This is a genomic window from Oligoflexus sp., from assembly GCF_035712445.1.
Lineage (GTDB): Bacteria > Bdellovibrionota_B > Oligoflexia > Oligoflexales > Oligoflexaceae > Oligoflexus.
In genome coordinates, this window is record NZ_DASTAT010000099.1 from 1 (window position 1) to 25,649 (window position 25,649).

The following is a 25,649-nucleotide window of genomic DNA, read 5'->3' on the forward strand; positions in this document are numbered from 1 at the left end:
ATCGCGTTCAACTACTTCCAACGTCAGATCAAAGTTATCGCAACTGATGCGCAAGCCATGGTGAGCACCCTGGTTGCAGGTCTGGGCGACGACTTCAACCCCAAAGGCAAATAATTTTTGTTGTAAGCCTGAAAGGAAAAAGACATGGCCGGTGGAGCATTGGATAACAACGATGAAGAGATCTCGGGTATCAACGTCACCCCGTTGGTTGACATCATGCTCGTACTGCTCATCATCTTCATGGTGACAGCGACCTTTATCGCGAACAAAGCAATCGAACTGAAACTGCCCGAAGCGGATTCGGCTCAGACCCAAAAGCCTGACGAAAAAACCATGACCTTTGCGATCGACAAAGATGGCAAGCTCTGGCTCGACGACAAGCAAGTCGGTTTCGATGAGGTGGGTCCTGCGATCCGCGCCGAACGTGATAAGAAACCAGGAGTGAACCTGGCTGCCAGCATCAGTGCTGATGCCAAGACTCCTTATGAAGTTGTGGTGAAGCTCATAGATATCGTTCGCAAGAATGAGATCATCGACTTTGCGATCACGACCGATCCAGCCTCGACGCCAGCTCCTGGCAGCGAAGGCGCGGCCCCTGCTCCCGCAGCGCCGTAAAGTTTAGACTTTGCAGAGCCTGTCAGGTATTGTCGTCCATGATGACATTATTTGGCAGGCTCTTTTTATTTTGGCTTGTGAGGCCCTTCTTTCATGCCCGCACTGAACCCTCCTTCGCGCCAGAAACGGCAACTGATTACCTGGAACGAACTTAAGATTTCCACTCCGATCCTGGCTTCGGTCTTCCTGCTCGGAACCTTCATCGAGCCCTTTATCGGTCACGTGGCGGTCGGCATTTTCTTCATGATCGCGATCGCGGTATCAGGACTTTTCTTTGCCCGCATCACCATCTTCAGCCTCGCTTCGCTTCTGATCCTGATCTACTACTACTGGCTCTTTCCCCCGGATGAACCCAAAGACGTTCCGACTGTGGTCGCGCTTTTCATCGCGGCCGTGAGTATCGGTGGGCTTGTCAATCAACTAAAGAACCAGGCGAATGCCCTGCATCTGCGTGAACAGGCCACCCAGCTTCTCTATACGCTGGCCCGTGAACTGGCCCAGGCTCAATCGCGGGATGATGTCGCTCAGATTTCCTGTACGTCGATGAGCAGCCTCTTTGAACAGAACGTGGCGCTGGCCTTCATCTCCTTCAATGAATCCGCGCCTGCCTCACTGGAATGGCATCCTGCGAGTCAATTCCAGGCCCAGGCCACGGAAACTCAGGAGCTGCTGGAGACCTTCCAGGATGAAAAGTCGACCCGGGATTTCGCGCTTTATAAAACCCACTCGGGACGGGTGTACTTGCCCTTGATTGGCCGGGATGGTCTGGTCGGTATTCTTCTCGTGGCAAATTCGAACCTTCTGGAAAAAAGCGAGGATAAGCAGCGCCACGCCGCCATGTCAGCCCACCAAATTGCTGTGGCCATCGAGCGGGAAAATTTTCAGGCCCGGTCCCGCACGGTCGAGGTTATGGAGCGCACTCAGAAGCTTTATAAGACCCTGCTCAATTCCGTGTCGCACGAACTGAAAACGCCCCTGGTGGCCATCACAGGCTCGTCCAGTGCCCTGATGGATGACACCACCAGTCGCGATCCCCAACTGGTCCAGAATCTGGCCGCAGAAATCCTGACCGCCTCCAAACGCCTGCGCAGTGTGGTCGAGAATCTGCTCGACATGTCCCGGATTGACTCAGGCATGCTCAAGCCACGCCGTGAGTACTGCGATGTCCGGGATCTTTTGGCCGTGGTCGTTCAGCGCCTGGAACTGGAGGGCTATCCCCAGTCGATTCGGCTCGACTTTCAAAAAGACATTCCCGAGATCTGGGTTGATCCTGTTCTGGTGGACCAGGCCCTGGCCAATATCATCCACAATGCCCGGGTTTACACGCCAAAAGGCACATTCATCGAAATCTCTGTACGAGCCTCTCAAGATTGTGCCTATATTTCCGTTCGGGATCATGGACCGGGCCTCGCAGAACCAGGCAAAGTCTTCGAGAAGTTCTACCGTGGTTCGCCTCAAAATCCAGGCGGTCTGGGACTCGGCCTTTCGATTGCCCAGGGCTTTATTGAAGCCCAGGGCGGGCATATAGAAGCCGCGAACCATCCCGAGGGAGGCGCGATGTTCACCATCACCCTTCCCTGTCATCAACAGGCGCTCCCCTCTTAATAAGGGATGTCCATAAACGGAGAGAGTATGAATCAGAGCAAAAAGCAGCACCTGCTCGTTATCGACGACGAAAATCAGATCCGGCGATTCATTCGCCTGGCGCTGGCACCGCACGGCTACGAAGTGCATGAAGCCAGGACCGGGGAAGAGGGCATTCAGATGGCTATTCAACAAAGCCCGGATGGCATTATCCTCGACCTCGGCCTGCCCGATATGGATGGCATCCGGGTTCTGCACCAGCTGCGCGAGTGGTATCAGGGACCGATCATTATACTCTCTGTGCGTGATGACGAGGAAAGCATCGTGAATGCTTTGGATTCGGGAGCGCATGATTATATTCGCAAGCCCTTCATGCTCGGGGAACTCCTGGCCCGTCTGCGGCTGGCCATGCGCAGCCATCAGGTGGGTCTGGCAACGCCGGTCTATAGTTCGGGCGGTCTGGTGGTTGACCTTGCGACGCGAAAAGTCACGCTGGATGGAAAGGAAATTCGTCTGACTGTGACCGAGTATGAGCTTTTGAAATGTCTCATCAAACACCGGGGCAAGGTGCTGACTCATAACCAGATCCTGACCGAAGTATGGGGCCCCAAATCGGTCGAGCACATTCAGTATCTGCGCGTCTACATCGGTCATCTGCGGCAGAAACTCGAAACAGACGCCAACAAACCCAAGCTCATCATCACCGAGCCCGGCGTGGGGTACCGTATGCAGAATCTGGAATCCCCGACCTCGGAAACACCGGAACCTGTGAGCTCAGAAGCCTGATCAATTGAATCCGTAAAGATAGGGCGCCTTGCTTCCACGCCTGTCCACGATCACCCAGTAAAGATGGTCCGACAGCGTGGGAATGTGCAGGACAAAGATCCAGTTGTCCTGGGTACTCTCACCCTGTTCGGGGGGATAGTCCTGGCCTTTGATGATCCCACCCAAATGTAGAGCCAGAGACGTGCCGGGATTTTGCATCTGCTCCCGCAAAAACTGTCGCGCGGCTGTTTCCTGATCCCGGGTTAAGCTGTCGCTGAGTCTTTCCCCTTGCGTGGATGCCCAGCCGTGCGCTGCGATCGTAAGGGGCGCTTCGATTGCATCGAAGTTATCAAAGATCACAGCCATGGCCAGCTGAGTGGCCTGGGAAACGCTTACCTTATCGGCCTTCCCATTTTTCATCTGCTTTTCAAGAGCCTCGGCATTGGCGAGCAGGTGCAGCCCTGGAAAACCAAAATCATCCTGAATAATGCGATCGGCTCGAGCGATCTCGGCCACAGCTGATTCAGAAACGGACGAGCTTGAAGACGGCACAGGTTCTCCTCGACATAAAAGCGGCACGGTAGCCCCAAAACTGCCACGCACGGCATCCAGCATGGCATAAGCTCGGAAGCTGCTCGCGGTTTCAGGGACTGCAGCTGGCAGAAGCATATAGCCCTGTTCCAAAGCAGGGATGGGATCCAGGCTGAACTGCTGAAAGTCCTGATAGCGGACGGGTTCATAGTCCTGATTGGCGACGACACCCTTGCCGGAACCTTTGGCCGACGCCCAGCACGAGGCGCCTGCGACACAATCAACCGCCAGCTGCAGCGTATAGTTGAGCCGGGTATGACCGTAGCCAAGCGACTCCCAAACACCCTGGGCTTTCACAGTTACGTCACGGCCAAAGCTTTGAAATCCCTGCGGAGAGCCGCAGTTTATCGAGTAAGCCCGCGCATTCGCGATGGGGGTCAGGCCCAAGGCCGCAAGCATGATCAATGGTTTCAACAAAGCGGATCTCCACGAAAGAATAAACACCCTTCGCTTCTATAGCTTTTCAGCGTCAAGCGAAACTGACTTTTTTAGGCCGCCAGCTGTCCAATAATTCGAGAGTATTGGCAAAATTCCAGTGACATGAGCAGCCGACACGGATTGAGTGTTCGGCCCCAGCAGCAAAAGTAAGAATACACCCCTTAATCCGCTGCAACGCGAGCCGAAACGTTGGGGTGGACTTGGACCTGAAGACAAGGCGAACCATGAAGGCAAACAAAGTCTGGACCAAACCTCTTCTTCTCCGCTGGAGTCAAAACCTCTGGAGCCGGGTCCACCAGTGGAGCCAAAGGAGCGGCTGGCCCCTGGAAGCTGTGGTGCTTCGTCTTCTGATGCTACCCTTCCTGCCGCTTTATATGCTGCGTCTGGGCGCAGGCCAGGGCTTCGTCACGTTCTATCGCTTTTTATGCGGCGAAGGCGGGTTCCCCGTCTACCGTTCCGAGCGTGATACCGGAACCATGGTGCGCGCGGACAGCACCGACCCTTGGGTCTTTCAGCAGGTCTTCATTCAGCAGGATTACAGGGCCCTGGCGCAAAAAGCGGAGATTCGCGTGATCATCGATGCGGGGGCCTATGTGGGTTATTCCTCGATTTATTTCGCGGAACTCTATCCGCATGCCTTCATCTATGCGCTCGAGCCGGAAGAGGAAAATTTTCAAGCCCTGCAGCGCAACACAAGGCATTATCCGAACATCAAAGCGATCCAGGCCGCTCTTTGGAAAGAGGAAGGCTTCGTCGAAGTGCATAAGGGCAGCGGTGAACAGTGGGCCTTTCAGGTGCATGCCGCGAAAACGCCCCGACCCGATCATATTCCTTCAGTCACCATTCAGAGCCTGATGCAGCAGTATCGTCTGCCGCGGATTGATATTCTGAAAATCGACATCGAAGGTGCGGAATCCGAAGTTTTTGAAGCCCCCGGCTGCCATGAGTGGCTCGGATCGGTGCGCATTCTTGTGGTCGAACTCCATGATCATCTTTATCCGGGCAGCGACCGGACGTTCCGCGAGGCCATCCAACAGTATGAATTCACAGTCCGAAGCAGCGGCGAGAATCTGATATTTGAAATGCCGGGCGCCATCGAAGCCCCGGCGCTCGCCAGCCCGCAACGCCGATTTTCCTGAGCCCGCAATTCTGTTAAAATTAGGGAATTAAAAGCTGTTATAGCTATGTCCAGGAGGGCTCCTGTTGTGCGCTGCTTTCTCTCTCTCTCTGCCAGCATCCTCGTCGTCCTGCAGGCCATGGCTTGCCAGAAATCCAACTTTCAACGTGGGGACGCGGTCTACGCGCCTCCGCCCAGGCTTCAGGAACCGGTGGAAACCGAGCCTTTGCCTCCACCGGATACGGTCACGCTTCCGGCACCAGCCCCCAATCCTGAGCCCCTTTTTCAGGACTGCGAGAAAGATCAGGAACGGCAGATGGTGGCTGAACTCTTTCCTTTGGCAGAGAACACGGAACACCTGCCTGACTTCAGCCAGATGAAAGCGACCAAAAAACTCTGTATGAGACAGCTTGATATTACCGACCGCGATTTCAAGGAAGGTTTTCCCGGAGTGGATGGTCTGATCGAATGGTTCGGCCTCGATATTCGCTTCAAGCTGAATGTGCCTGTGGCCGGCGATTACGAATTCATGCTGAATTCAGATGATGGCAGTCGACTCTTCATTGATGGCCGTGAAGTGATTGAAAATGATGGCCAGCACTCGGAGCAGAAGAAGACCGCAGTCGTCGCCTTGACCGCAGGCCTGCATGAGCTGCGCCTGCCCTACTTCCAAGGCCCGCGTTACCGCATCGCGCTGGAGCTGAAGTGGAAAGGCCCCGGCGACAGCGCCCACGCTTACATTCCGTTGAAGTTTATTCTGCGCCCTTGACCGGATCTGGATCGGTATCGACCCAACGAATTTCAAACATCCGACCGTCGGCTTCCTCGACCAGAAGCCGACGATCCGCGCTCTTCTCGATCCCCTCGATAAATTCACCATAACGAATAAGCTGCCGGATCACAGCCGTAACTGTGGTCTGACGCTCCAAAGCCCAGGTTTTGAGCTTTTCGACCTCGTCGATGGGCAGCGTGGTTTTGATGCGGACGCGTGGGCTCGTCATGGAAAGCTCCGGTTGGGTGAATGCATGTGACCCGGCCGTTATAACAGGAAAGCCGGGTTCACCGCAACCGAAGGGATCAGCGCTTAGTCTTCGAAAATATAGTCCGTGACCTGAGCAAAGACGGTCGTGTCGCGGACCTGCTTTTGAACTTCATCCCCACTGATATAGGTATCGTAAGCGGGAATATCCGCTAGGAAGACCTGACTCCAGGCCGTGGTATAGCGTGCGAGCGTCTCGTGATAGCGCCCGCCGTTGGTGATGTCGCCATGCGCAAGATTATTGAACTTCGCAAAAGCCTTGGGCATGCTCGTTTCAAATTTGCGGAAGGCGGACAGAACCTTGTTCGGAGAGGCCACCGTATCCTTGGTGCCGGTCACGAAAAGCATGGGAATGGGATTGGTGGATGTTTTGGGATTGAAGGCGCAGAGCGTAACCGCCGACCGCACGCGTGAGCCCAGGGCATTGGCCGCCAGCACAGTGCCGGCGCCGCCATAGGAAAAACCCATGAGGCCAAGGCGATCCGGGTCCACACGCCCGGCGATGGGACTCGATCCCTGGTCGCTTTCATCCAAAAGAGTTTCCAGGGACGCCTGATGTCCAACCGACCAGACGCGGGCATCCAGGGAATAAGGATTGGTGGGCGTGAAGACGGCCACGATAAAACCATGACTGGCAAGATGCTGACCCAGCCAGGACATGTTTTCCTTGGTGTTGGTGAAACCACCGGACAGTGTTGTCGCGGGAAGGGTGGCCTCCATGCTGTTGTCGGGATAGTAAATGATCACAGACCGGTAGTCTTTGTTGCTGCCGGGCGGCAGATAGGATTTGACCGTGTACGGTCCGGTCAGCCCTGGATTCTCCAGGACAATGGTTTCGGCCTCATTCAGTCCATAGCGCGAGGATCCGAAGTCCCCTCCACCGCAGGCCACGAGCGTAAAAGACAATAGTATCCCGATCAGACTCCGCATAGCGGTCCCCCCTTGATCTGTGGATATGTTTACGACAATTATGTTAGATTCTAGCGACGGGGGGCCACAGTTTGGTATTCAGAAAAACTAAGTCGTCGTGGGTACAGTGGTGCTGACGTAAGTGAAGTTCAGGAGAGGCTGCCGTTTTCCAGCATCCATCTTTGCATGGCTTTGGTGACGATCAAGCGGAAGCGGCGCAGGTGGGACAGCACAGTATTGGACTTCATATCCATGAGCTGACTGATCTCGCGGATCGAGTGTTGCTCCAGATAGAAGAGGCAGGCCACGTTCCGGCGAATGGGATCCTTGTGATTCTGAATCAGGTCGTGGAGCACGGCCAGGTGCTCTTCCAGCTGGAAAAGAGTCATCTCGAAGATTTCCGAGGCCGGCGCCTCGTCCACTTCATCCGCCACGCACGCGATCGACACCAGGTGTCTTTGCTTTTTCAGAATTTTAATTTCGTTCAAACACTCATGACGCGCGATGACCTTGAGCCACGCGGTCAGCGCTGCCTGATTATCCAGCTGGTCGAGACCTTTCCAGGCCTTGATAAAAATATCCTGAACAAGGTCGTCCGCCGCGGCGTCGCGGAAATGGAACCGCCTCACGATGGAACGAACCAGGACTTCATAGTTAAGGTAAAAGCGGTTGAAATCCAGGCAGGTGGTACGTTCGCGAGCCAGAGCGTGCATGGTGATCCTCATTTGATCGGTGACTTGGCCATGCTGTTCGGAGGGTGAAAGACTTGTGTCCCAAAGAGAACAGCGCGAAGCCTTAAGCAAGGATTTTGCCAGGCTCGCGCTGCTTCAAAAACGTCAGCATCTATTCAGCGTAATATCCGAAGAAAGTGCCGCTTGTGCCATCGTTTCCATAGAGTTCGCCGCGGAATTCCCCGGCTTCCGTGTCGATGACCTTGACCGAAAACCGCCCACTTTTCCCATCCAGGGAATAGTTTCCGGACACAGACAAACCATCATCACTGTATACGACCTGACTCAGTGCGCCTTGTTTGCCGGAATCCAGGATCAGTGCACCGCGATCCTCATAAGGTTCAAAACGCAGGGGAAGCGTGTTGGTCGGGCCAATCTTCATATAGGCGCGAAAACGACGCCCCTCGAAATAATTGACGCAGGGTTTGAACTGCCAGTCCCATGCAAGATCCACATCCTTGCGCGCCGTATCGAGTTCGATCAGGGACTGGCCGCCGCTGGCCTGCTGAATCTTCAAAGTCAGGTCCGTGCCGAGGGTCACATAGGTGTCGTGATTCGCACAGAGAAGGAACTGAGTCTCGACCAGGTCCCCACGGCAGGTGAAGTCACCATCACCCGACCAGGGAGCTTTTTCATTATTACGTTCCGAAAAACGGCCCGCCGGGCGGACGTCATAGGTGACGCGAATCGTGCCCTTGCTGGCTCCCTGCGGTTTGATGCTATAGGAGCCTTCCGCATAGGCCGCACGAGGAAGAAAGCGATAACCCGCAGGAATGCGAATCACTGCATCGAGTTTGCAGGTTCGTTTCACTTCACCGGGCTGCGAGGCCTGGACGTGAAAGTCATTGAAGAAGACCCGCAGCGATTCGCCGATGATGCCCTGACCCGGATCGGAATTCGCCGAGGTTTCTGCGACATCGTAGCGAAGATCGCCGCAACCGGAATTGGATTGGATCGACTCCACGCTGGCGATCGAAGCCGAGGCCCCCTGAGAGTATCCCAAGGCAATAAGCAGAAGGGCAAAACTTTGTTTCATGACACTATCCTTTAGGAATTGCAGGTCAGAGGCACAAGGCTCAGACTGTCGAGCTTGAGGTCTTCTATCCGGGACGATGCGCGGCCATTGATGGTGGATTCCACGAAGAGCGACACGGGCCAGGTCAGATCCTCGGTGCAGCTGCTCGGAGTTTCCGGAAGCTGCGTCTTGAGTTCCATCTTTACCGGCTGGATCGGAGTCTCCGTATCCGTCTGAGCATATTCCGTCAATTCAAAATCACGACCCGCATAACGGCCAATGCTGATGCGCAGGCGGCCCGTGACATTATCTATACCGCCCTTGAGTTCACCCTGAACGTGCGCCGTCAAAGCCAGAGATGGACTGAGCGCATAGCCCTTGGGTATGGTCACGGTGCCATTCAACCGACAGTACGCCCGGAATTTGCCCTGCGCCGCATCATTGGCAAGATCTTCAAACGCCACGCGCAGGGCGCCGGTGCTCTGCGTCTCCACCTTGTAGCTTGCAGCGCAGGTGCTTTCATCAGCTTTCAGCTGCAGTTCCACCCGCTTCGGAAGTTCCGGCAGAGGATCAGGTGTAGGTTCAGGAGTCGGCGTCACGAAAGGGGCTGGCACTGTACCTGGAGCCGCATGGGAATTCTTCGCCGAGGGCTCGCAGTGAGCGGCCGAGGTCAACCCCGCCGTCAGCATGAGTCCTGTGAATGATGATCGGATGAACATGATATGGAAACCCCATCCTAGTGTGTGAGGAAAAGGGGCGACGACCTTCGCCCCTTTCCGCGGAAAATCAGTGGCAGGGTTTCACTTTAATCTTACAGATCGTGTAACCCTGAGTACTGGACACGCCCTGGTCAAGATCAATCTGGGTCAGGCCCGAATCGCCCGAAGGCTGCGTGGCCGAGGCATAGACGGATGTTTCCAAGGGAATGCCTGAGGCCCCGCAGGAGCCATAGTTCTGAAGCTGATAACCAAAGATGGAACCCACGAAGTTACTGATGTCACCGGCGGGAGCGCTGCCGTTGGCCCGCGAGAAGAAAGCGGTCTGGCGAACGGAAGGCGCATTGGCCACGCGGTGGGATACGGTCAGGCGCGCGATGCCATTTTCGGAAAGGTTATAGACGCCGTCCACAGCGAAGTCGAACACATCAATCTGATAGTTGGGAGCCACCGACAGCTTGAAATCGAGCGTACAACGGCGCTTTTGGTATTTGGCGTCGCCATCGGCGATGGCATTCATCGAGCCATCGAAGAAGGCCTTGATGTAGTATTCGCCATTTTCCTCGACGACTCGGATTTCCGATTCCTGGGCGCAGTCGTCATTCACTTTAGGTTCGCTGATGGTGAAAGGATGAGCATAAGCGGAAGCACTCAGAACCAGAGCCAAAGGAGCCAGAAACTTTTTCATACGAAATCCTCGCTGAGGGGTTGCACTGTGCTGATGTTTTACAGCTTCATTTAACAGAACGCAGAACTTGGGATTTGTTGCAGCCGATCAAAAATTTTTTCAAAGAATTTTGTGTGTTGGGTGAAACATTGTAGCTGTTGCATAAAACTAAATGTAACGCCCGTTCCAAACACCACCCTGATTCGGATTCTTGGAATCACGCCAGCTGCCCTGAAACTCTCCCGTGGACTCGTTCACCAGATAGAAACTGAAGGTTCCGCTGCTGCCGCCCGCTGACCATTTCCCCTGCACGGTGCGACCGCGATTGCTGTAGGTCACCTGCGAAAAGCTCCCGTTCAGGCCAGACGCCTGAAAGGTGCCCTGCGATCCTGAAAAACGCACAGTAGCCGGTATGTTCTGCCCGCTATAGGCAACGTAGGTCGTCTGAAAATTCCGCTCTTCAAAGGGAATCGAGCAGGAATAGAGCTCCCAGCGCCACGAAAGGTCATGGTTCTGCCGCGAGGCATCTATTTCCATCTGCGAAAAGGTATTGCTGCTCTGATTAATACTAAGATCAATGTTCGTATGAAGGTTTACAGTCGTGTCTTCATTCGCGCAGCCGAGGATCAGCTGCTCTTCGAGTTTGGCGATGCAGTTGATATCACCCTGTCCGGTGAAGGGCGACTGATTGGAAGCTTCCGCCGTCCAGCCGTTGGGCTGAACCTCGTAGCTGACGCGAATGAAACCCTGGGTCTGGCCCTGCGGTTGCAGACTATAAGATCCCTCGGCAGCGGCCGAGACCGGGCGGAAGCGAAAGCCGGCCGGAATACGAACCGTCGCATCCAGCACGCAATTCTTATTCGCGGTGCCCGCATAGTTCGTAGACAGGAAAAAGTCATTGAAGAAGACCCGCAGGGACTCACCCTTGGAATTGGTGACCGGATTCAGTGCGGAGGTTTCCACCACGTCAAAGCTCGGATTATTGCCGCAGCCGCCATTCGAAGAGAAGGCATCCACACGAACTTCAGCAGCCTGGGCCGCAGCTGCCGTAAAAATCAAAAGCCCCAGGGAATTTTGCAGTCGCATTATGTGTCTCTCGCATTAATGATGAATTTCACTCAAGCATTTTTAATCTCTTCTGCGGCTTGTATAGTCCTGCAGCATGATCGTCAAGAGCTGGATTGCCTGCATGTCGAGTCTTCCGTGGAATACCGTTTTCGATGAGGTAAAAAAAATGTAGGGATTTTTTTGCAAGAAAAAGCCTCCCGCCCCGTTGAGTCCTGGGGAACTTTTACCTCAAGGCAGAATCTTTTCGCGAAATCGACCGAGCACGGTCAGCCCCCCAAATGAATTACGCAAGCCGTAAGCGGCGTTTTTGAGGTCATTGTTGTGATTTAGCTCGCTCTGCGTGAATTGCTTAAGTTCATCCGCAAGTCGACGAAGGGGGCATCATGTCCGCACAACGGGCCTTTTCAACTGCAGGGGAGTACTATGCAAGTCTGTAATGGAGTTTCGCAACTGCGCGATGGAGCTGCAGCCGTGGCTGAGATTGTCCAGCAGTGGCCCCAAACCCAACCGAACTTTATCTTCATCTTTCATTCCACAGAGCAGAATTCCGAAGCCGTGGCCAAGGCCATCGCGGCCCGCTTTCCGGGCGTGCCCTGCGCTGGCTGCTCCACTTCGGGCGAACACATCAACGGCACGCATTACAACGGCAGCCTCGTGATGGCCGGTATCTGGTCGCCGGAGATCCGCTGGCAGGCCACCGTCCTTGAGAATCTTACCAGCCTGGATGAAGCCCGCGCCCGCAAGACTGTGGATCAGATGCTGCAGAATTTCGCCTTGGATCGCGATCACATCAACCCCGACAAGCAGTTCTGCGTCACGTTCATCGACGGCCTTTCCATGAAAGAGGAGCATGTCTCGGCGGTCGTGGCCGATGCTTTGGAAGGTATTCCTCTGCTCGGCGGATCAGCCGGTGATGACCTTAAGTTCAAGGAAACCCGCATTATCGTCAACGGTCGCAGTTATTCCGCTGCGGCCGCCCTGGTCATGGCCGACAGCCAGGACGGATTCCGCATCATCAAGCATCAGCACTTCGTCAAGACCCCGCGGCAACTCGTGGTGACACGCGTGGATACCGCCCAGCGCCGCGTTTATGAACTCGACGGCATGACCGCCCTGGAAGCCTATGCGGCCGCTCTGGGCTTGCCAGCAGCCGAAGTTACGGCGGATGTGGCCTTCGTGAATCCCCTGCTCTTCCGCGTGAACAATGAGCTTTATGTCCGTTCGGTGCAGAAAATCGAAGCGGATGGTTCGATCGTCTTCTACTGCGGTGTGGAAGAAGGAATGGTTCTTGAAATCGGCGATCACCTGGATATGACCCAGGCTCTGAGCCAGGATATTCAAGCCTTCACCTCTGGAAAGGGCCAGCCGGCTGAGTTCTTCCTCGCCTGCAACTGCATCCTGAGAGCGTTGGAAGCCGGCAAGGATAAAAATTTCGACAAGCTGGGCCAAAGCCTCCAGCATCTCAGCCGCAATATCATCGGCTTTGATACTTACGGAGAGCAGCTGAATGGACTTCATATCAACCAGACCCTGGTCGGCATCGCGTTAGGGAGGAAAGCCGCATGAGCCAGCCCAAAGATACAGCAGCCTGGCAAAAACGAGCGGAGGCTGCCGAGAAGACCGTCAACATTCTGAAAAGCAAGGTCATCGAACTCTATAACGCGGGAGCACAGTCAGTCATCCATCGGCAGATGGAGAAAGCCAAACAGCGGGACGAGGAAAACCGCCGCAAACGCGAAATCATGGAAGTTCGAAACCAGGAGCTGAAAAAATATTCGGAGAACCTGGAGCAGCAGGTCGAAGCCCGAACCGAAACGATCAAGACCATCCTGAATCACGTGACCTTCGGCTTTCTCGTCGTCGATCGCAACCTTGTCATCAATGATGAATTCACCAAATCATGCCAGACCCTCTTTGGCCAGCCGAAGCTGGGAGGTCTGACGATCTTCCAGGCCCTGAAGATGACCAAGCGCACGGCCGAGCATTATGCGCTGTGCATGGATCAGGTTTTTGAAGACATCATGCCCACCAGCGTGACCCTGAGCCAGTTGCCGGAACGATTTGAAATCAATGGGCGCATCCTGCGTTGCGAAGCCAGCGTGATCCGCAAGAATGGGAATGTCGATCGCATCCTCTACACCATCAGCGATATCAGTCAGCTGGAAGCCGCCCAGCGTGAAGCGCAGATCAACCGCATCCTGGTCGGTATCCTGCGGCGGAAGGAAGGTTTTCAGGAGTTCATGACCGAAGTCAAAGATCAGCTGAAGGAAGCCCGTGAGCAAACCCAATCGAAAAACCAGGAGGGCGTGCGCCGCATTCTCCATACGCTGAAGGGCAACGCCGCATCATGGGGACTGACGGATATTGCCGCTCAGATCCATGGCATCGAAGATGAGCCTTTGATCACATCCAAACTTGTGCAGAATGTGGAAGACGGTTTCCGTACTTTCATCGACACCCATGCTCAGATCATTGGCTTCGAGTACGCGGGTCTGCATGAACTCAACTTCGAAGTCAGCTCCTCGCAGTTTGACCGCCTGAAAACCATTATCTCGGACCTGCCGGGCAACCAGGCCTCCCAGCTGCAAAACTGGACGGCCGTCGTTTTGCAGAAGCCGGCGTCCCTGCTGCTCGGGCCGATCGATGAATTCGTCGCGAAGCTTTCCTATCGTCTGGGCAAAGAGGTGAAATTCCTCACCAAGGGACTCGACACCCTGGTGGATGTGGACACCATGCGCGGCGTTCTGCAAAGCATCATGCACCTGATTCGAAATTCCATCGACCACGGCATCGAAGAACAGAGTTTGCGCGGCCGGAAAAATGCCACGGGCCTCATTGAATTTGCCATAGCCCGCAACGAAAGCTTTTACACGGTGACGGTGAAGGACGATGGTCGGGGCATCGATATCGAGAAGCTGAAAAAGAAAGCTGTAGCCCTGGGGCTGAAAACGCAGAAGGAAATAGACAGCATGAATCGGCAGGAGCAGCTCGACCTTGTGTTCCTGGATGGTCTGTCGAGCGCTGACACCACAACCGAAATCTCGGGACGCGGCGTCGGCATGTCGTCGATCCTGGCTGCCGTGCGGCGGGTGAACGGCCGCTTCCAAATCGAATCCCGTCCGGGTGAAGGCAGCACCATGCGCATTGAAATTCCGGTGCCGGAAACTCTGCGCGTGCCCATCAAAGACGTAGCGTAATCCTAATAACCCCGATGCGTGGCATCGGGGTCCCCATTCGACAAAATCACTCAGGGATCAAAACGGTATCAATCACGTGGATGATACCGTTTGAGGCTTTGATGTCTTTGATGATCACGAGCGAATCGTTGATCTTCAGCATGCCCTTTTCAAAGCTGATCTTCACCTTCTGACCATTGGCGGTCGCCGCTTCGTTCAGCTGGCTGGCCGTGGCTGCATCCACCGCGGCACCGGCGACCACATGATAAAGAAGGATGCTGGACAGCTTTTCCTTGTCCGCGAGCAGAGCCTGGATCGTGTCGTTGCCGAGCTTGGCGAAGGCATCATCAGTGGGAGCGAAGACCGTGAAAGGGCCTTCACCTTGAAGGACGCTGACAAGGTCCGCGGCTTTCAGAGCGGCTACGAGGGTTTCAAAGCGATCATCCGCCACGGCGATCGAAACGATATCCTGGGGCTCCTGAGCGGGCGCGGGTGGCAAGAGAACACTGTCGATGACATGAATGATGCCATTGCTGGCCCGGACATTCGGACGAACGATACGGGCATCATTGACGAAGAAACCCTTGCGACTGAAGGTGAAGTCCACCGCGGCTCCATTCACCGTTTTGGCTTCACCCGCCCTAAGGGCCTGACGCAGGGAAACATTCCCAGGCACGACGTGATACAGAAGAATGCTCTTCAATTGATCGGGGTTGGCCAGCAGCTGATTCAGCGCGGCCTGGCCGAGTTTGGCAAAGGCGGCATCGGTCGGTGCAAGGACGGTGAAAGGTCCATCGCCTTCCAAAGTCGCGATAAGATCCGTGGCCTGAAGTGCCGCCGCCAGAGTCTTGAACGATCCCTGCTGGCCCAAAGTCGTGACAAGGTCACCGCGCTGCGCGGCAGCATGCGCCGGAGCTGGTGCTGCCTGTGCTGCGCTCATCCAAAAACCCAAGCCAATGGTCATAAACAGAGTCTTCAGTTTCATTGCATAACCCTTTATTGAACAATGTTGAAAGACATCTGAAAGGTTTATCATCGGATTTTCGCAACTTGACAATACGCAGTTTGAATTATTTCTGTGGAAAGCCTTGAGGAGTGAGCTTTGAAAAATTCACGCGATGCCGGTCGACAGAACTGTCGCTCGGTGTTGCTCAACACTGCATAGTTATGTAGGAGATTGCACAGGTTGGAAAGGGAATGCAGGTAAAAGAAAGGGGCGTTGCCGCCCCGCTTCCCTTTTTTATTTCGCGAGTTCTGGTCGCACTGCGGAAGCGACTTCCTTTTGACCTCGGGCGCTGTTCAAGGACACGATCTGATAGTAACCGAGACCTGGCAATTCCTGCTTCACGAAAGTCCCTTCCAGGTTTTCTGTAGTCAGAGGAATCATGCCCGCCTTCCAGCTATTGTCCACATAGATCACGTAGACGAGAACGAGTTTGCTCGTCCCGGTATCGGCAAGAGCCAGCTCATCCAAAGGCAAGGGCAGCTGAATGGTGAGGGCGTTGCCCAAGACCGGCGGCGTTCCTGAAACGGGTCCTGCATAAACGGGTGCTGTGGCTGGAAGGCCATCCGTCACGCCCAGTTCCGTAAGCACGGAGGTGCTTTTATCAGAGGCTTTGCCGAGTGCAAGTTCCGTGGAAACAGCCAGGGCTCCTGGTGGAAAGGTCACGGCTGAATCAGCAATCTCGGAGTTGGCGCTCGACACCATGATCTGATCGGCGGTGGCGGTGGAACTGATCGTGCCTGTGACCACTCCGTTCGATTCGGCAACAGTGATATTGCTGGTCAGTCGTGTCGTTTCCAGGTCATCAATTTGACTTTCACAGGCCGCAAGAAGCATCGAGGTAAAAGCAACGGCCAGAAAATATTTTTTTCTCATGGGATATGATCCTTTGGTTTGCAATTAGAAAAGCCAGCCGATACGGAAGAAGGAGACGTAGGGTATCCCTTTCTTTCCAAAGGCGTCCGCAGCGTCCTCGATATCTTTCTTGTTTTTCCTGTAGTCTTCCGAATCGCGCACCGCCTGCTCATTGGCCGCTGATACATTTTCAAAAGAGGTCTGCAACTCACTCTCAGCGCCCGAGGGCTGCTGAAAGCCAAAATCAAAGCCGAGGGTCAGGCCGGAATCCCAGCGTGCGAACCAACCGAGTTGCGGCGTCAGATAATTGGATTCGACTTCAAGTCGCAGAGTCGTGGGAACTTTCAGAGTGACGCCGGAGCTCGTGGTTTCGATATTGGTTTTGAGTTTGCCCACGATGCCCTGATTTCCATAGGCGGCCCCAATGAAGAAACTGCCCTGGAACGGAAAGAAACGGAAAGTCGCATCCCAGTTGCGAATTTCGATTTCCGTATCTTCGACTTTGGCTCCCGAGCGGCCGGCTGTCGCCGAGACGGAGAAGAGGTCCGCATACACGATATCAAGGCCGCCGGTCAGTGGATGCGGAAAACCAAGCGCAACGCTTGGACCTATTCTTACGTCACCCAAAAGACCCTTGCCCTTGCTTTTGGCTGTGGCTTCGGGCGCTGCGGCTGCTGCGCCTGGCTGTTCAGCATCCTGGGATTCCACCTCGGTCTGTGATTCCTGGGCTTTGCCTATTTGCGGTATAAAAGAAGCGCTGAGGACGGCAGCGAGCGCGGATAGCTTCCAGCTCATGGGGTTTCCTCCGGTTAAGGGATTTTTAATATTATAAGGGAGGCTCAAGGAAAGAGGAATGGAGGGAGAAATCTGGCGTTAAGGCAAGCGTCCTGCAGTTAGTGGGATAAGCCCGCCGCCTGGCTGGGGCGGGACGGGCATGACAGCTCACGCAGAGGTTTCAGCCTCCTTCATGCTCCTTGCCCAGGTGATTCTCAGTCTCACCGTCCTTGGAGACCGCATCCGAGGCTGGGGTTGCGGCTGCGTCCGGATTAATTTCCGGATGCCGGATCAGGCCACCTTCATGGGCGACCCATCCCATCAGCCCCGCCGTGGCCAGCGAGAAGACAAAGACAGCCGGAATGGATTTGTCCATGGTCTCAGGACGACGACGCTGCAGAACGAGGGCCAGGGCGGCAACCCCTGCGGTGAAGACAGCGAGTATGGTCGCTTTTTCCGCCAGTTCTTCGTGCTCGTGGATAAGCTTTTTGCTGATGCCGGGCAGATCCTCGATCACTTCCTCGGCAGGCTCGCCTGTCCAAAGAGAAGGCAAAGCCGTGAGACCAACCAGAACGGTCGCCATAAGCACAAAGCGTCTGACATCGGGGCTTTTGACCTTCAAGGTGACCAGCAGGGCCAGGACTATACCAATGAATCCCACGACGGGGAGATGATTCACGAGCATATGAAATTGCGCACCATTGAAAACCATAAAACCTGCTCCTTCGGTAGGGTCTGCGTTTGCTTCCAAGGCCCCTACCTTACATCATGAATCTTAAAAGGTTCAGGTTATTTTTTCGTAACGAAGCCTGAGCGCGTTCACTATGACCGAAACCGAGCTCAGGCTCATGGCAGCTGCAGCTATCATGGGATTCAGGAGAAGATGAAAGAAGGGATAGAGCACACCTGCGGCAATCGGAATGCCTGCTATGTTATAAGCGAAGGCGAAAAAAAGGTTCTGTTTGATGTTACGAATCGTCGACTGGCTCAGTTTGCGCGCTTTGACGATACCCAGAAGATCACCAGGGTCAGAAACTCCGCTTCGCTGTGTCCGCTCGTTACGATCACCTGGGAAAATCTGGGAGGCCCAGAAGTTTTTGAATGGCTGAACTCGTTTGACTGCGGGCCTTGAGGTCCAGGACCTGGCCCAGGAGTATCAGGGTTACGCTCACCGCTGCGGCTTAGAAAAAAACCGCTACGTGCCCGGCGTGATCGCGAAAGGACCACCGAATCCCAGCCCCGCACATAAAAAGGCCAGGCTGCCCAGAGGCAGACCGGCGAGGCCAGGATCAATTCAAGCAGGGCTCGCCCCTGGGCTGTCACAAGCGATGAAATAGGAGCCCCTGGCAGCATATCGCCCATGGCCAGGACTAAAAGGGGCAGGGTCAGAATCGTCGCCATCCAGAAGCGTCGCGACATGGCTGTCAGTTCAGATCTGTCTTCGGTATCGGGAAGCAAAGGTTCCAGCGCCATGCCGCAGATTGGACAATGACCCGGCGCATTCCTGCGAATCTCTGGATGCATGGGGCAGGTCCATACCGTCGCGTTTCCACTGGCAGGCTTTTGAGCCGCAGCCACTTGCGGATAATGCTGGTGATGTTCCGTTTGCACTCCGCCAGGCACGGTCATCGGGGTGATCCCGGGTTATTCCCGCCGCGCTCCTTCAGCCAGTTCGTCAGGATCTCGATTTCTTTTTTCTGCGCTTCAATGATCTTTTGCGCGAGGTCCACGATTTCAGGATCGGTTCCTTCTTTCAGATAAGCCTGGGCCATATCCACAGCGCTTTGGTGATGGGGGATCATCATTTTCACGAAGTCCTGATTCGCTTCATGACTCAACTGCATGCCATCCATTTTCTCACACATGGCTTTCATGGCCATCTGCATTTCCTGGCTTGCATGAGATCCCTCAGAGGGAACAGAAGCATAGGTCAAGCCGGAAAACAGCAGTGCGAAACTGAAAGGTGCTAACATTTTCATAAGTCGTCCTTTATAATCTGTGAGTTCATCATCCACACAAACTATAAAACCCTGCCGCCTGGATAGAATCTGTTTTTTCGCGAGTCCATTCGATCCCTCGCTGCCTGGCAGGCTGGACCATGCGTTGCAGCCTATCTGAAAAAAAAGGATGATTTTCACGCGAGTCGGACATACGTAAATGCCCCGGGGACTGTCCCAACCGGGCTACACGCGACGCGGAGGACGTCCAAAAAAGAAGATGAAATACCCGCTGACAATGATGGTGAGAGCCGCAGTACTGAGGATGCGGATCCAGGGATTATTGAAGTCCTCCCGCTCTGCGAAGTCGAGGATATGAAGCATCCACAGAAAATCGTACACGCGCCAGAACATATTGCGCCTGACGATGACCCGACCGGACCAGGGATCAGCATATAGATGCGTTCGGCGAAAATCATCAAAGACGATCTGAAAAACCGGCAGCGGACCTTTGTAATCCGCGGGCGCTGTGTCCAAAAAATTCACGGCCACGGGCTTGTCATTGGTATGAATCTGCTGCAGCGCAAGCTCTGCGATCTGACCTGAGCTCAGATAACGGGCGGGGGTTCCCGTCAAGGCATCAAAAACGTTTACGACACCTTCCGTGGATTCCAGGCGATAAAAAAATCCAGCCGGGGTGTGATCAAGGCGCAGGGTTTTGGCTTGAAAGTCAGTCGACAATGCCAGGCTCTGCGGGGCGACCACGCGATCCAAAGGCAGGGGGCTGGCCATCGGATCCGCTTTGCGGTCTTCATCCTTGACGACTTTGATCGGCATCCAGGCAAAATAAAGTCCGCTCGTGACCCAAATTAAAAGCTGAATGCCGAAGATGACCGCCATCCCGCGATGAAACCTGCGAACCCTGACCCGCGCTGTCTTGGAAAACATGAACCCGCCTTTGTGCGATGAATTAGGACTGTGCCTTCTTCATAACAAACTTCGACTTCCAAATGAAGTAGAGAACGGGATAAATCACCAGTTCCAGGGCAAAGCTCGTCACAAGGCCACCCACCATGGGCGCGGCGATACGCTTCATGACGTCGCTGCCTGTTCCCATCGACCACATGATAGGAACGAGGCCCATAAAGGCCGCCATGACCGTCATCATCTTGGGCCGGATTCTTTTCACTGCTCCGTGCAAAATGGACTCGCGCAGGTCCTCGTCATTCCGCATGCGCCCGGCTTTCACGCGATCCTCATAAGCAAGGTCGAGATAGAGCAGCATAAAGACGCCCGTTTCCGCATCAAGGCCCATCAGAGCGATCATGCCGACCCAGACCGCGATCGAGATATTGTAATCCAGGGCATAAAGGAGCCAGACCGCGCCGATCAAGGAAAAGGGCACGGCGAGCATCACGATCCCCGTCTTGACCCATGACCGCGTGCTCATATAGAGCAGCATGGCGATCAAAAAAATCGTCAGAGGGACGACCAGTTTCAAACGCTCCTTAACCCGGATCATGTTTTCAAACTGCCCGCTCCAATTCAAGCTGTAGCCTTTGGGCAGCTGGACTTCACGAGCTATCAACGCCTTGGCCTCATGAACATAACCACCGACGTCGCGATCCTGGATATCGACATAGACATAGCCGGCGCGCATTCCATTTTCATTGCGAATCATGGCCGGGCCTTCCACACGCCTGATTTCGGCCAGCTGCGCGAGCGGGATCGGCAGGCCCTGGGGCGTCGGCACCAGCACCCGCTTCAGGCTGTCCAGGTCTTCACGGAATTCACGCGCATAGCGCACATTGATGGGGTAGCGCTCCAGCCCCTCGACCGTGGAGGCCACGTTTTCCCCACCCACAGCCGAGGCCACAATCATCTGGGCTTCTTCCATGGGAATTCCATAACGGGCCAGTTCATCGCGATTGAAAATGATGTCCACATAGTAACCGCCCGAGGTCCTTTCCGCATAAACTGTGCGGGTCCCAGGAATCGGCCGGATTTTGGCTTCGATCTGCTCACTGATTTTTTGAATCACATGCACATCAGGACCGAGGACTTTGATGCCGACCGGCGTGCGGATCCCGGTGGAAAGCATATCAATGCGGTTTTTAATAGGCATCGTCCAGATGTTCGGAAAGCCGGCAAATTTCAGCCGCTCATCCATGGCCTGGCGCAGCTCATCAAACGTGCGGCGCTTTTGCTGGGGACCAGCGCCAGGCCATTCCTCGGTCGGTTTCAGAACGACGATCGTTTCCACCATGGAAAAGGGCGCGGCATCAGTCGAGGTTTCCGCCCGACCGGCCTTGCCATAAACGGTGGCCACCTCGGGAAAGGATTTGATGATGGCGTCCTGCCTCTGCAAAAGCCGTTTGGCTTCGCCTACCGACATGCCCGGCAGTGTGGTCGGCATATAAAGATAGGAGCCTTCATTCAAAGGCGGCATGAATTCACTACCGAGCTTCAAATAAGCGGGAATCGTGATCAGCATCAAAAGACCCGCTGCGGCGAGGGTCAGTTTCGTATGCTTCAGCACGAAATGAACAACCGGCTCATAGAGTCGGAAAAGAACCCGACTGATCGGATGCTTTTCCTCGGGATAGTAGGTTCCCACCGCCACGTGAGTCGCGGCCCGGGCCAGCCAGCGCGGTTGGAAACGAAAGGGTTCCATGCGGGAAAACATCATGCGAAGGGCGGGATCCAAAGTCAGAGCCAGGATCGCAGCCAGTGCCATGGTCATGGTTTTCGAAATGGCGAGCGGTTTGAAGAGCCGCCCTTCCTGATCGACCAGCGTGAACACGGGAAGAAAGGACACCGTGATGACGAGTAGGGAAAAGAATACGGATGGTCCCACTTCTTTTAAAGCATTCAGCCGGACCTCATGAAAGTCCCCCTGCCTTCCCTCAGCGATCCAGTGCTCCAGCTTTTTATAGGCGTTTTCCACCTCTACGATCGCGCCATCAACCAGAACGCCGATGGAAATCGCGATGCCCGAGAGCGACATGATATTGGTCGTGACGCCAAAGAAATAAAGAGGGATGAAGGCGAGAAGGATGGAAATGGGAATCGTCATGATCGGGACTATGGCGGATGGAATATGCCAAAGGAAGAGAAGGATCACAAGGCTGACTATGATGATTTCAAGCGTGAGCTTATGCTTCAAGGAAACTATCGACCTTTCAATCAGATCGGAACGATCATAGATGGGAATAATCTTCACGCCCTCGGGTAGCGTGGGCTGAAGCTCATCCAGCTTCGCTTTCACAGCGTTGATCACATTCAACGCATTCTCGCCCTGACGCATGACGATGATGCCGCCAGGCGCATCACCCCACCCGTTCAGATCCGTGACGCCGCGCCTCATATCCGGCCCCAGCTCCACCCGTCCCAGGTGCTGGACCAAAACGGGCACACCCGTTTTCGGATCGGTCTTGACCACGGTTTTTTCAATATCGCTGAGGTTCTTCACATAACCCCGCCCCCGCACCATGTATTCAGTGCCAGCGAATTCCAGGACCCGGCCGCCGGTTTCGCTGTTGGATTGCTTGACGGCTTTGACCAGTTCGAGGAGCGAGACGTTATAGGCGGTCAGCTTGTTGGGATCGACATTGATCTGATACTGCTTGACAAAACCACCGACCGACGCGACTTCCGCCACACCGGGAAGACTCTGCAGATGAAATTTCAGCTGCCAGTCCTGCAGCGATCGCAGCTCGGCAAGATTGAGCTTTTTGCTTTCGTCGATCAAGGCATACTGATACACCCAGCCCACGCTTGTGGCGTCCGGCCCCATCGAGGTTTGCACACCGTCCGGCAGATTCGGAGTCACCTTGCTCAGATATTCAAGCACCCGGCTCCTGGCCCAATAAAGATCGGTGCCGTCTTCAAAAATCACATAGACATAGGAATAACCAAAGTCGGAAATACCGCGCACGGTTTTAACATGCGGCGTTCCCAAAAGCGCGGTAACGATGGGATAGGTGACCTGATCTTCGATGATATCCGGGGAACGATCCCATTTCGAATAGATGATGACCTGGGTATCGGAAAGGTCGGGAACGGCGTCCAAAGGCTGACGCTTGAGTGTCCAGAAGGAAATGGCCAGGGCGACTCCGGTGAGCACCAGAACGAAGAACTTATTGCGGGCACTGAATTCAATGATTCTTTCAATCACGGCTGATCTCCGTGCGGATGCTCATGCGCCGCTTCTGGAGGTTTCTTTTCGCTCTCGGGAGGCGCTTCTCCTTTCTGCTGAATCACAGCCTGAAGGCGGGATTCTGAATCCAAAAGGAAGTTGGCCGCGGTGACCACGACCTCCCCTTCTTCAAGACCGTCCTTGACCTCGTAATAATCTTTCACCTTGGCTCCCAGCTGCACCGCGCGCGGATGGAAGCGTTCTCCGGCATCCTTCACAAACACATAGGCCTGATTATTGCTGAAGAGCACAGCCGTATCGGGAACAGCCAGCTGTTCACCAAGGCTCGTGAGTATCCTGACGTTCAGATAGGTGTCGGGTCGCAGAAGGCCCTTGGGATCAGGCACCTCGGCCCTGACGCGAATGGTGCGCGTCGGGGCGTTCAGAACGGGACTGATGCTGGAGATCGTTCCTCTGAAAACTTCGCCTGGAATGGACGGCGCTTCGGCTTCAATCTTCTGCCCCGGTTTCAGGCCTGTGACTTCATATTCGAAGACCTCGGCATAGATCCAGACCTTGCCCTGCGGCAGGATCAGGTTGATGGCCTGCGAGCCTCCGCGCGCCAGCTGCCGGATCTGCTCATCAGTCAGCCCGAGAAGTTTAAGCCGCGTTTCCGAACTTTTCACCAAGGCCGAGGACTGCTCGACGAAGCCTTCATAGCTGCTATTTTTAAGCTGCTGCTTCGCAAGGAGGGCCTGGCGGTATTCTTCGATGGCCGCGAAAAGTTCGGGATCGTAGGCCACCCGTCCGGTCGCGCGAATGTCGCGGGACATCGGCTGACGGCTGACAGTCGCCGTGGTCACGCCGATGATCTGCTGATTGTCAGGGCTCAAAGGGAAGGAGGCTCGACCCTCGACGGTCGAACTGTTGGCATTGTCCTCGTCGCCCTCATAAACGGGTATATAGTCCATGCCCATTTCATCTTTCGAAGGGACCTTCGAGGTGATGCTCGGCTGCATCGGATGCCGATAAAAGAGTATCTTCCTTTCCTTCGGAGCGGATGCTGTTTCTGTGGCAGCCGTCCCGTGCGTGCGCTGCGTCCACCAGTATAAAAACGCGGCATTCGCGACCAGAAGTCCAACGATGACCAAGACGAGCGCTTTCCAATTTCTATTCATTGTTTTTGTCCACGCTTTGCCCCATCAGGGCTTCCAGTTGTGCGATCTGCAGCTGCCACGCGACCAGCGCCTCCTGATAACCATATTCGGTATCCTGCTGCTTTTTCAAGGCTTCGAGCAGACTCGCATACGATTCCTTGCCGGTAAGGTAGGCCGACTGAGCGGCAGCGACAGCCTGCTGCGAAAGCTGGAGCAGTCCACTTTCGAAAAGTTCGATGCGCTGCTGGGATTCTTTCAGCTCAGCGACCAAGGCGCGGGCCTTATGAATCTGCATAAGACGGGCATTATCGAAGGCGTGGGTGGAGCGATCCCGACTGGCGACCGCCTCGCGGATCTCTTCTGACTGCTTCGTCGCGCCCCAGAGTGGGAGCGAGATGCCGATGCGGGCTCCCAGCAAGTCCTGGCCGTTGGTCGACGTTTCCATGCCGGCTATCTTTTCGCGCATCGTGTAACTCGCCATCACTTCAAAATCCGGCAGGTAACTTTTTTTGGCGAGATGGAGCGAGGCATCACTGACTTTGACATCGGTCTGCAGGGCCTGCAGTTCGGCGTTCTGCGCCACCACCTTCCGGGCCACGGCTTCGTCGGTCCAATCTTTCAGATTGAAAGCTGTCCTGTGGAGGCGTGTGAGCGTCATCGAAGGCACGTGCTCGGCATGTCCTGAAATATGGGCGAGTTCAGCCTCCAGATCCTTCATCTCGCTGCTCAGGCGCAGCTGCTCATTCATCAGCTGGGCTTCTTCCACCTGCAGATTCAAAATGGAAGCCTGGGATACCTGATTCAAGGCGTAGCGATCGCGACTGGTCTTCAAGGTCTGACGCAGAAAGGCCCTTTGGTTTTCCAATATCTTTTTTTTATGCGCCTTCAGAAAAAGTTCGTAGTAGATGCGCTTGATCGTCCAGCCAATATTCAGCTTCATCTGCTGGATGCGGTGTTCCAGAGTTTGACTTCGGAGGACCGCAATCTCGCGCTGCGCATCTCGCTTTCCTGGGTAAGGCAATTTCTGCGAGAGGGAGACCTGCAGTCCTGACATTTCCAACTCGTTCAAGCGGAAGGAATCCGTGGGAACATTCATGACTTCAAAGCCGAGCATAGGGTCATCCAGGCTTCCGGCCGGGCCGACCTGAGCGCGACTCATGGCGAATTCTGCCTCCAGCGCCTTGAGTTCGGGATTGGCCTCCAGCGCTTTCGCCATGATTCCTGCCAATTCTTCGTCCCGATCGCTTGTCGTTTTTGCACCCTGGCTTTCAGGGATCCATAAGCCCAGCCACAATAAATTCAACATGATTAGTCGCTTCATAAAACGTCCTTCCTGCCAGCACCCAGCATACGC

Annotated in this window: 25 protein-coding genes and 1 pseudogene; 7 read left to right on the forward strand and 19 right to left on the reverse strand. The window is 54.9% G+C overall.

Translation table 11 applies throughout. The features are described 5' to 3' along the window. Nucleotides 1-144: 144 nt before the first annotated feature. The 3 genes from VFO10_RS21710 to VFO10_RS21720 all read left to right on the forward strand — a co-directional run bounded on the left by VFO10_RS21710 (nucleotide 145) and on the right by VFO10_RS21720 (nucleotide 2,985). Nucleotides 145-615, forward strand: a complete 471-nt coding sequence (locus VFO10_RS21710; RefSeq protein ID WP_325144079.1) for a biopolymer transporter ExbD — start codon at nucleotides 145-147, stop codon at nucleotides 613-615. Nucleotides 616-708: 93 nt separating this feature from the next. Further along, nucleotides 709-2,220, forward strand: a complete 1,512-nt coding sequence (locus tag VFO10_RS21715; RefSeq protein ID WP_325144080.1) for a sensor histidine kinase — start codon at nucleotides 709-711, stop codon at nucleotides 2,218-2,220. Between the two features lie 27 nt (nucleotides 2,221-2,247). Beyond that, entirely contained in the window at nucleotides 2,248-2,985 is a 738-nt protein-coding gene (locus tag VFO10_RS21720) for a response regulator (protein ID WP_325144081.1), read from the forward strand. On the opposite strand, the gene VFO10_RS21725 is transcribed toward VFO10_RS21720, so the two are convergent. Then, entirely contained in the window at nucleotides 2,986-3,972 is a 987-nt protein-coding gene (locus VFO10_RS21725) for a hypothetical protein (RefSeq protein ID WP_325144082.1), read from the reverse strand. Nucleotides 3,973-4,217: 245 nt separating this feature from the next. Between VFO10_RS21725 and VFO10_RS21730 the strand changes: the two genes are divergently transcribed. Both VFO10_RS21730 and VFO10_RS21735 read left to right on the forward strand, forming a co-directional pair. After that, the gene (locus VFO10_RS21730; protein ID WP_325144083.1) at nucleotides 4,218-5,132 is read left to right on the forward strand and encodes an FkbM family methyltransferase; all 915 of its coding nucleotides are present in this window, start codon (nucleotides 4,218-4,220) and stop codon (nucleotides 5,130-5,132) included. A 66-nt stretch (nucleotides 5,133-5,198) separates the two neighbouring features. After that, nucleotides 5,199-5,879, forward strand: coding sequence for a PA14 domain-containing protein (locus VFO10_RS21735; protein ID WP_325144084.1), 681 nt, complete (start codon nucleotides 5,199-5,201; stop codon nucleotides 5,877-5,879). Here the strand turns inward: VFO10_RS21735 and VFO10_RS21740 are convergent. From VFO10_RS21740 to VFO10_RS21770, 7 genes are all read right to left on the reverse strand, one after another. Beyond that, nucleotides 5,863-6,111 carry a hypothetical protein gene (locus VFO10_RS21740; protein WP_325144085.1) on the reverse strand — a complete coding sequence of 83 codons (249 nt, stop codon included), beginning with the start codon at nucleotides 6,109-6,111 and terminating at the stop codon, nucleotides 5,863-5,865. The two genes, VFO10_RS21735 and VFO10_RS21740, sit on opposite strands and share 17 nt — an antisense overlap. 83 nt (nucleotides 6,112-6,194) lie before the next feature. Beyond that, the gene (locus tag VFO10_RS21745; protein WP_325144086.1) at nucleotides 6,195-7,079 is read right to left on the reverse strand and encodes a hypothetical protein; all 885 of its coding nucleotides are present in this window, start codon (nucleotides 7,077-7,079) and stop codon (nucleotides 6,195-6,197) included. Nucleotides 7,080-7,207: 128 nt separating this feature from the next. After that, entirely contained in the window at nucleotides 7,208-7,771 is a 564-nt protein-coding gene (locus tag VFO10_RS21750; protein ID WP_325144087.1) for an RNA polymerase sigma factor, read from the reverse strand. Nucleotides 7,772-7,901: 130 nt separating this feature from the next. After that, nucleotides 7,902-8,825 (reverse strand): DUF4360 domain-containing protein, encoded by a 924-nt coding sequence (locus tag VFO10_RS21755; RefSeq protein ID WP_325144088.1) that lies wholly within the window; start codon nucleotides 8,823-8,825, stop codon nucleotides 7,902-7,904. 11 nt (nucleotides 8,826-8,836) lie between these two features. Further along, entirely contained in the window at nucleotides 8,837-9,523 is a 687-nt protein-coding gene (locus VFO10_RS21760; RefSeq protein ID WP_325144089.1) for a hypothetical protein, read from the reverse strand. A gap of 67 nt (nucleotides 9,524-9,590) precedes the next feature. After that, nucleotides 9,591-10,208, reverse strand: a complete 618-nt coding sequence (locus VFO10_RS21765) for a hypothetical protein (RefSeq protein WP_325144090.1) — start codon at nucleotides 10,206-10,208, stop codon at nucleotides 9,591-9,593. A gap of 147 nt (nucleotides 10,209-10,355) precedes the next feature. Beyond that, nucleotides 10,356-11,273, reverse strand: a complete 918-nt coding sequence (locus VFO10_RS21770) for a DUF4360 domain-containing protein (protein WP_325144091.1) — start codon at nucleotides 11,271-11,273, stop codon at nucleotides 10,356-10,358. Between the two features lie 405 nt (nucleotides 11,274-11,678). Here VFO10_RS21770 and VFO10_RS21775 point away from each other — a divergent pair, with 405 nt between their 5' ends. Together VFO10_RS21775 and VFO10_RS21780 are read left to right on the forward strand one after the other, a co-directional pair. Further along, complete coding sequence (locus tag VFO10_RS21775) at nucleotides 11,679-12,821, forward strand: FIST N-terminal domain-containing protein (protein ID WP_325144092.1); 1,143 nt, start codon at nucleotides 11,679-11,681, stop codon at nucleotides 12,819-12,821. After that, nucleotides 12,818-14,452 (forward strand): ATP-binding protein, encoded by a 1,635-nt coding sequence (locus VFO10_RS21780; protein ID WP_325144093.1) that lies wholly within the window; start codon nucleotides 12,818-12,820, stop codon nucleotides 14,450-14,452. The genes VFO10_RS21775 and VFO10_RS21780 overlap by 4 nt, the downstream gene beginning before the upstream one ends. A gap of 46 nt (nucleotides 14,453-14,498) precedes the next feature. Here VFO10_RS21780 and VFO10_RS21785 read toward each other — a convergent pair whose 3' ends face one another. The 11 genes and pseudogenes from VFO10_RS21785 to VFO10_RS21835 all read right to left on the reverse strand — a co-directional run bounded on the left by VFO10_RS21785 (nucleotide 14,499) and on the right by VFO10_RS21835 (nucleotide 25,616). Then, entirely contained in the window at nucleotides 14,499-15,371 is an 873-nt protein-coding gene (locus tag VFO10_RS21785; protein WP_325144094.1) for a fasciclin domain-containing protein, read from the reverse strand. Nucleotides 15,372-15,671: 300 nt separating this feature from the next. After that, nucleotides 15,672-16,310: a hypothetical protein gene (locus VFO10_RS21790; RefSeq protein WP_325144095.1), complete on the reverse strand. Its 639-nt coding sequence runs from the start codon at nucleotides 16,308-16,310 to the stop codon at nucleotides 15,672-15,674. A 24-nt stretch (nucleotides 16,311-16,334) separates the two neighbouring features. Next, nucleotides 16,335-17,084, reverse strand: coding sequence for a hypothetical protein (locus VFO10_RS21795; RefSeq protein ID WP_325144096.1), 750 nt, complete (start codon nucleotides 17,082-17,084; stop codon nucleotides 16,335-16,337). 160 nt (nucleotides 17,085-17,244) lie between these two features. Then, the gene (locus VFO10_RS21800; protein WP_325144097.1) at nucleotides 17,245-17,775 is read right to left on the reverse strand and encodes a hypothetical protein; all 531 of its coding nucleotides are present in this window, start codon (nucleotides 17,773-17,775) and stop codon (nucleotides 17,245-17,247) included. Between the two features lie 72 nt (nucleotides 17,776-17,847). Further along, nucleotides 17,848-18,087: pseudogene (locus VFO10_RS31500) on the reverse strand (haloacid dehalogenase); the annotation flags it as partial. Then, nucleotides 18,051-18,692 carry a heavy metal-binding domain-containing protein gene (locus VFO10_RS21810; RefSeq protein ID WP_325144098.1) on the reverse strand — a complete coding sequence of 214 codons (642 nt, stop codon included), beginning with the start codon at nucleotides 18,690-18,692 and terminating at the stop codon, nucleotides 18,051-18,053. The gene VFO10_RS21810 and the pseudogene VFO10_RS31500, both read right to left, overlap by 37 nt. Then, nucleotides 18,689-19,042, reverse strand: coding sequence for a DUF305 domain-containing protein (locus VFO10_RS21815; protein ID WP_325144099.1), 354 nt, complete (start codon nucleotides 19,040-19,042; stop codon nucleotides 18,689-18,691). The genes VFO10_RS21810 and VFO10_RS21815 overlap by 4 nt, the downstream gene beginning before the upstream one ends. Nucleotides 19,043-19,246: 204 nt before the next feature. Continuing rightward, the gene (locus tag VFO10_RS21820) at nucleotides 19,247-19,948 is read right to left on the reverse strand and encodes a hypothetical protein (protein WP_325144100.1); all 702 of its coding nucleotides are present in this window, start codon (nucleotides 19,946-19,948) and stop codon (nucleotides 19,247-19,249) included. Nucleotides 19,949-19,970: 22 nt separating this feature from the next. Next, nucleotides 19,971-23,177 (reverse strand): CusA/CzcA family heavy metal efflux RND transporter, encoded by a 3,207-nt coding sequence (locus VFO10_RS21825; protein ID WP_325144101.1) that lies wholly within the window; start codon nucleotides 23,175-23,177, stop codon nucleotides 19,971-19,973. Next, a complete protein-coding gene (locus VFO10_RS21830) occupies nucleotides 23,174-24,316 on the reverse strand; it encodes an efflux RND transporter periplasmic adaptor subunit (RefSeq protein WP_325144102.1) in 1,143 nt (380 codons plus the stop codon). Before VFO10_RS21830 ends, VFO10_RS21825 begins: the two co-directional genes overlap by 4 nt. Then, nucleotides 24,309-25,616, reverse strand: coding sequence for a TolC family protein (locus tag VFO10_RS21835; protein WP_325144103.1), 1,308 nt, complete (start codon nucleotides 25,614-25,616; stop codon nucleotides 24,309-24,311). The genes VFO10_RS21830 and VFO10_RS21835 overlap by 8 nt, the downstream gene beginning before the upstream one ends. Nucleotides 25,617-25,649: the final 33 nt, after the last annotated feature.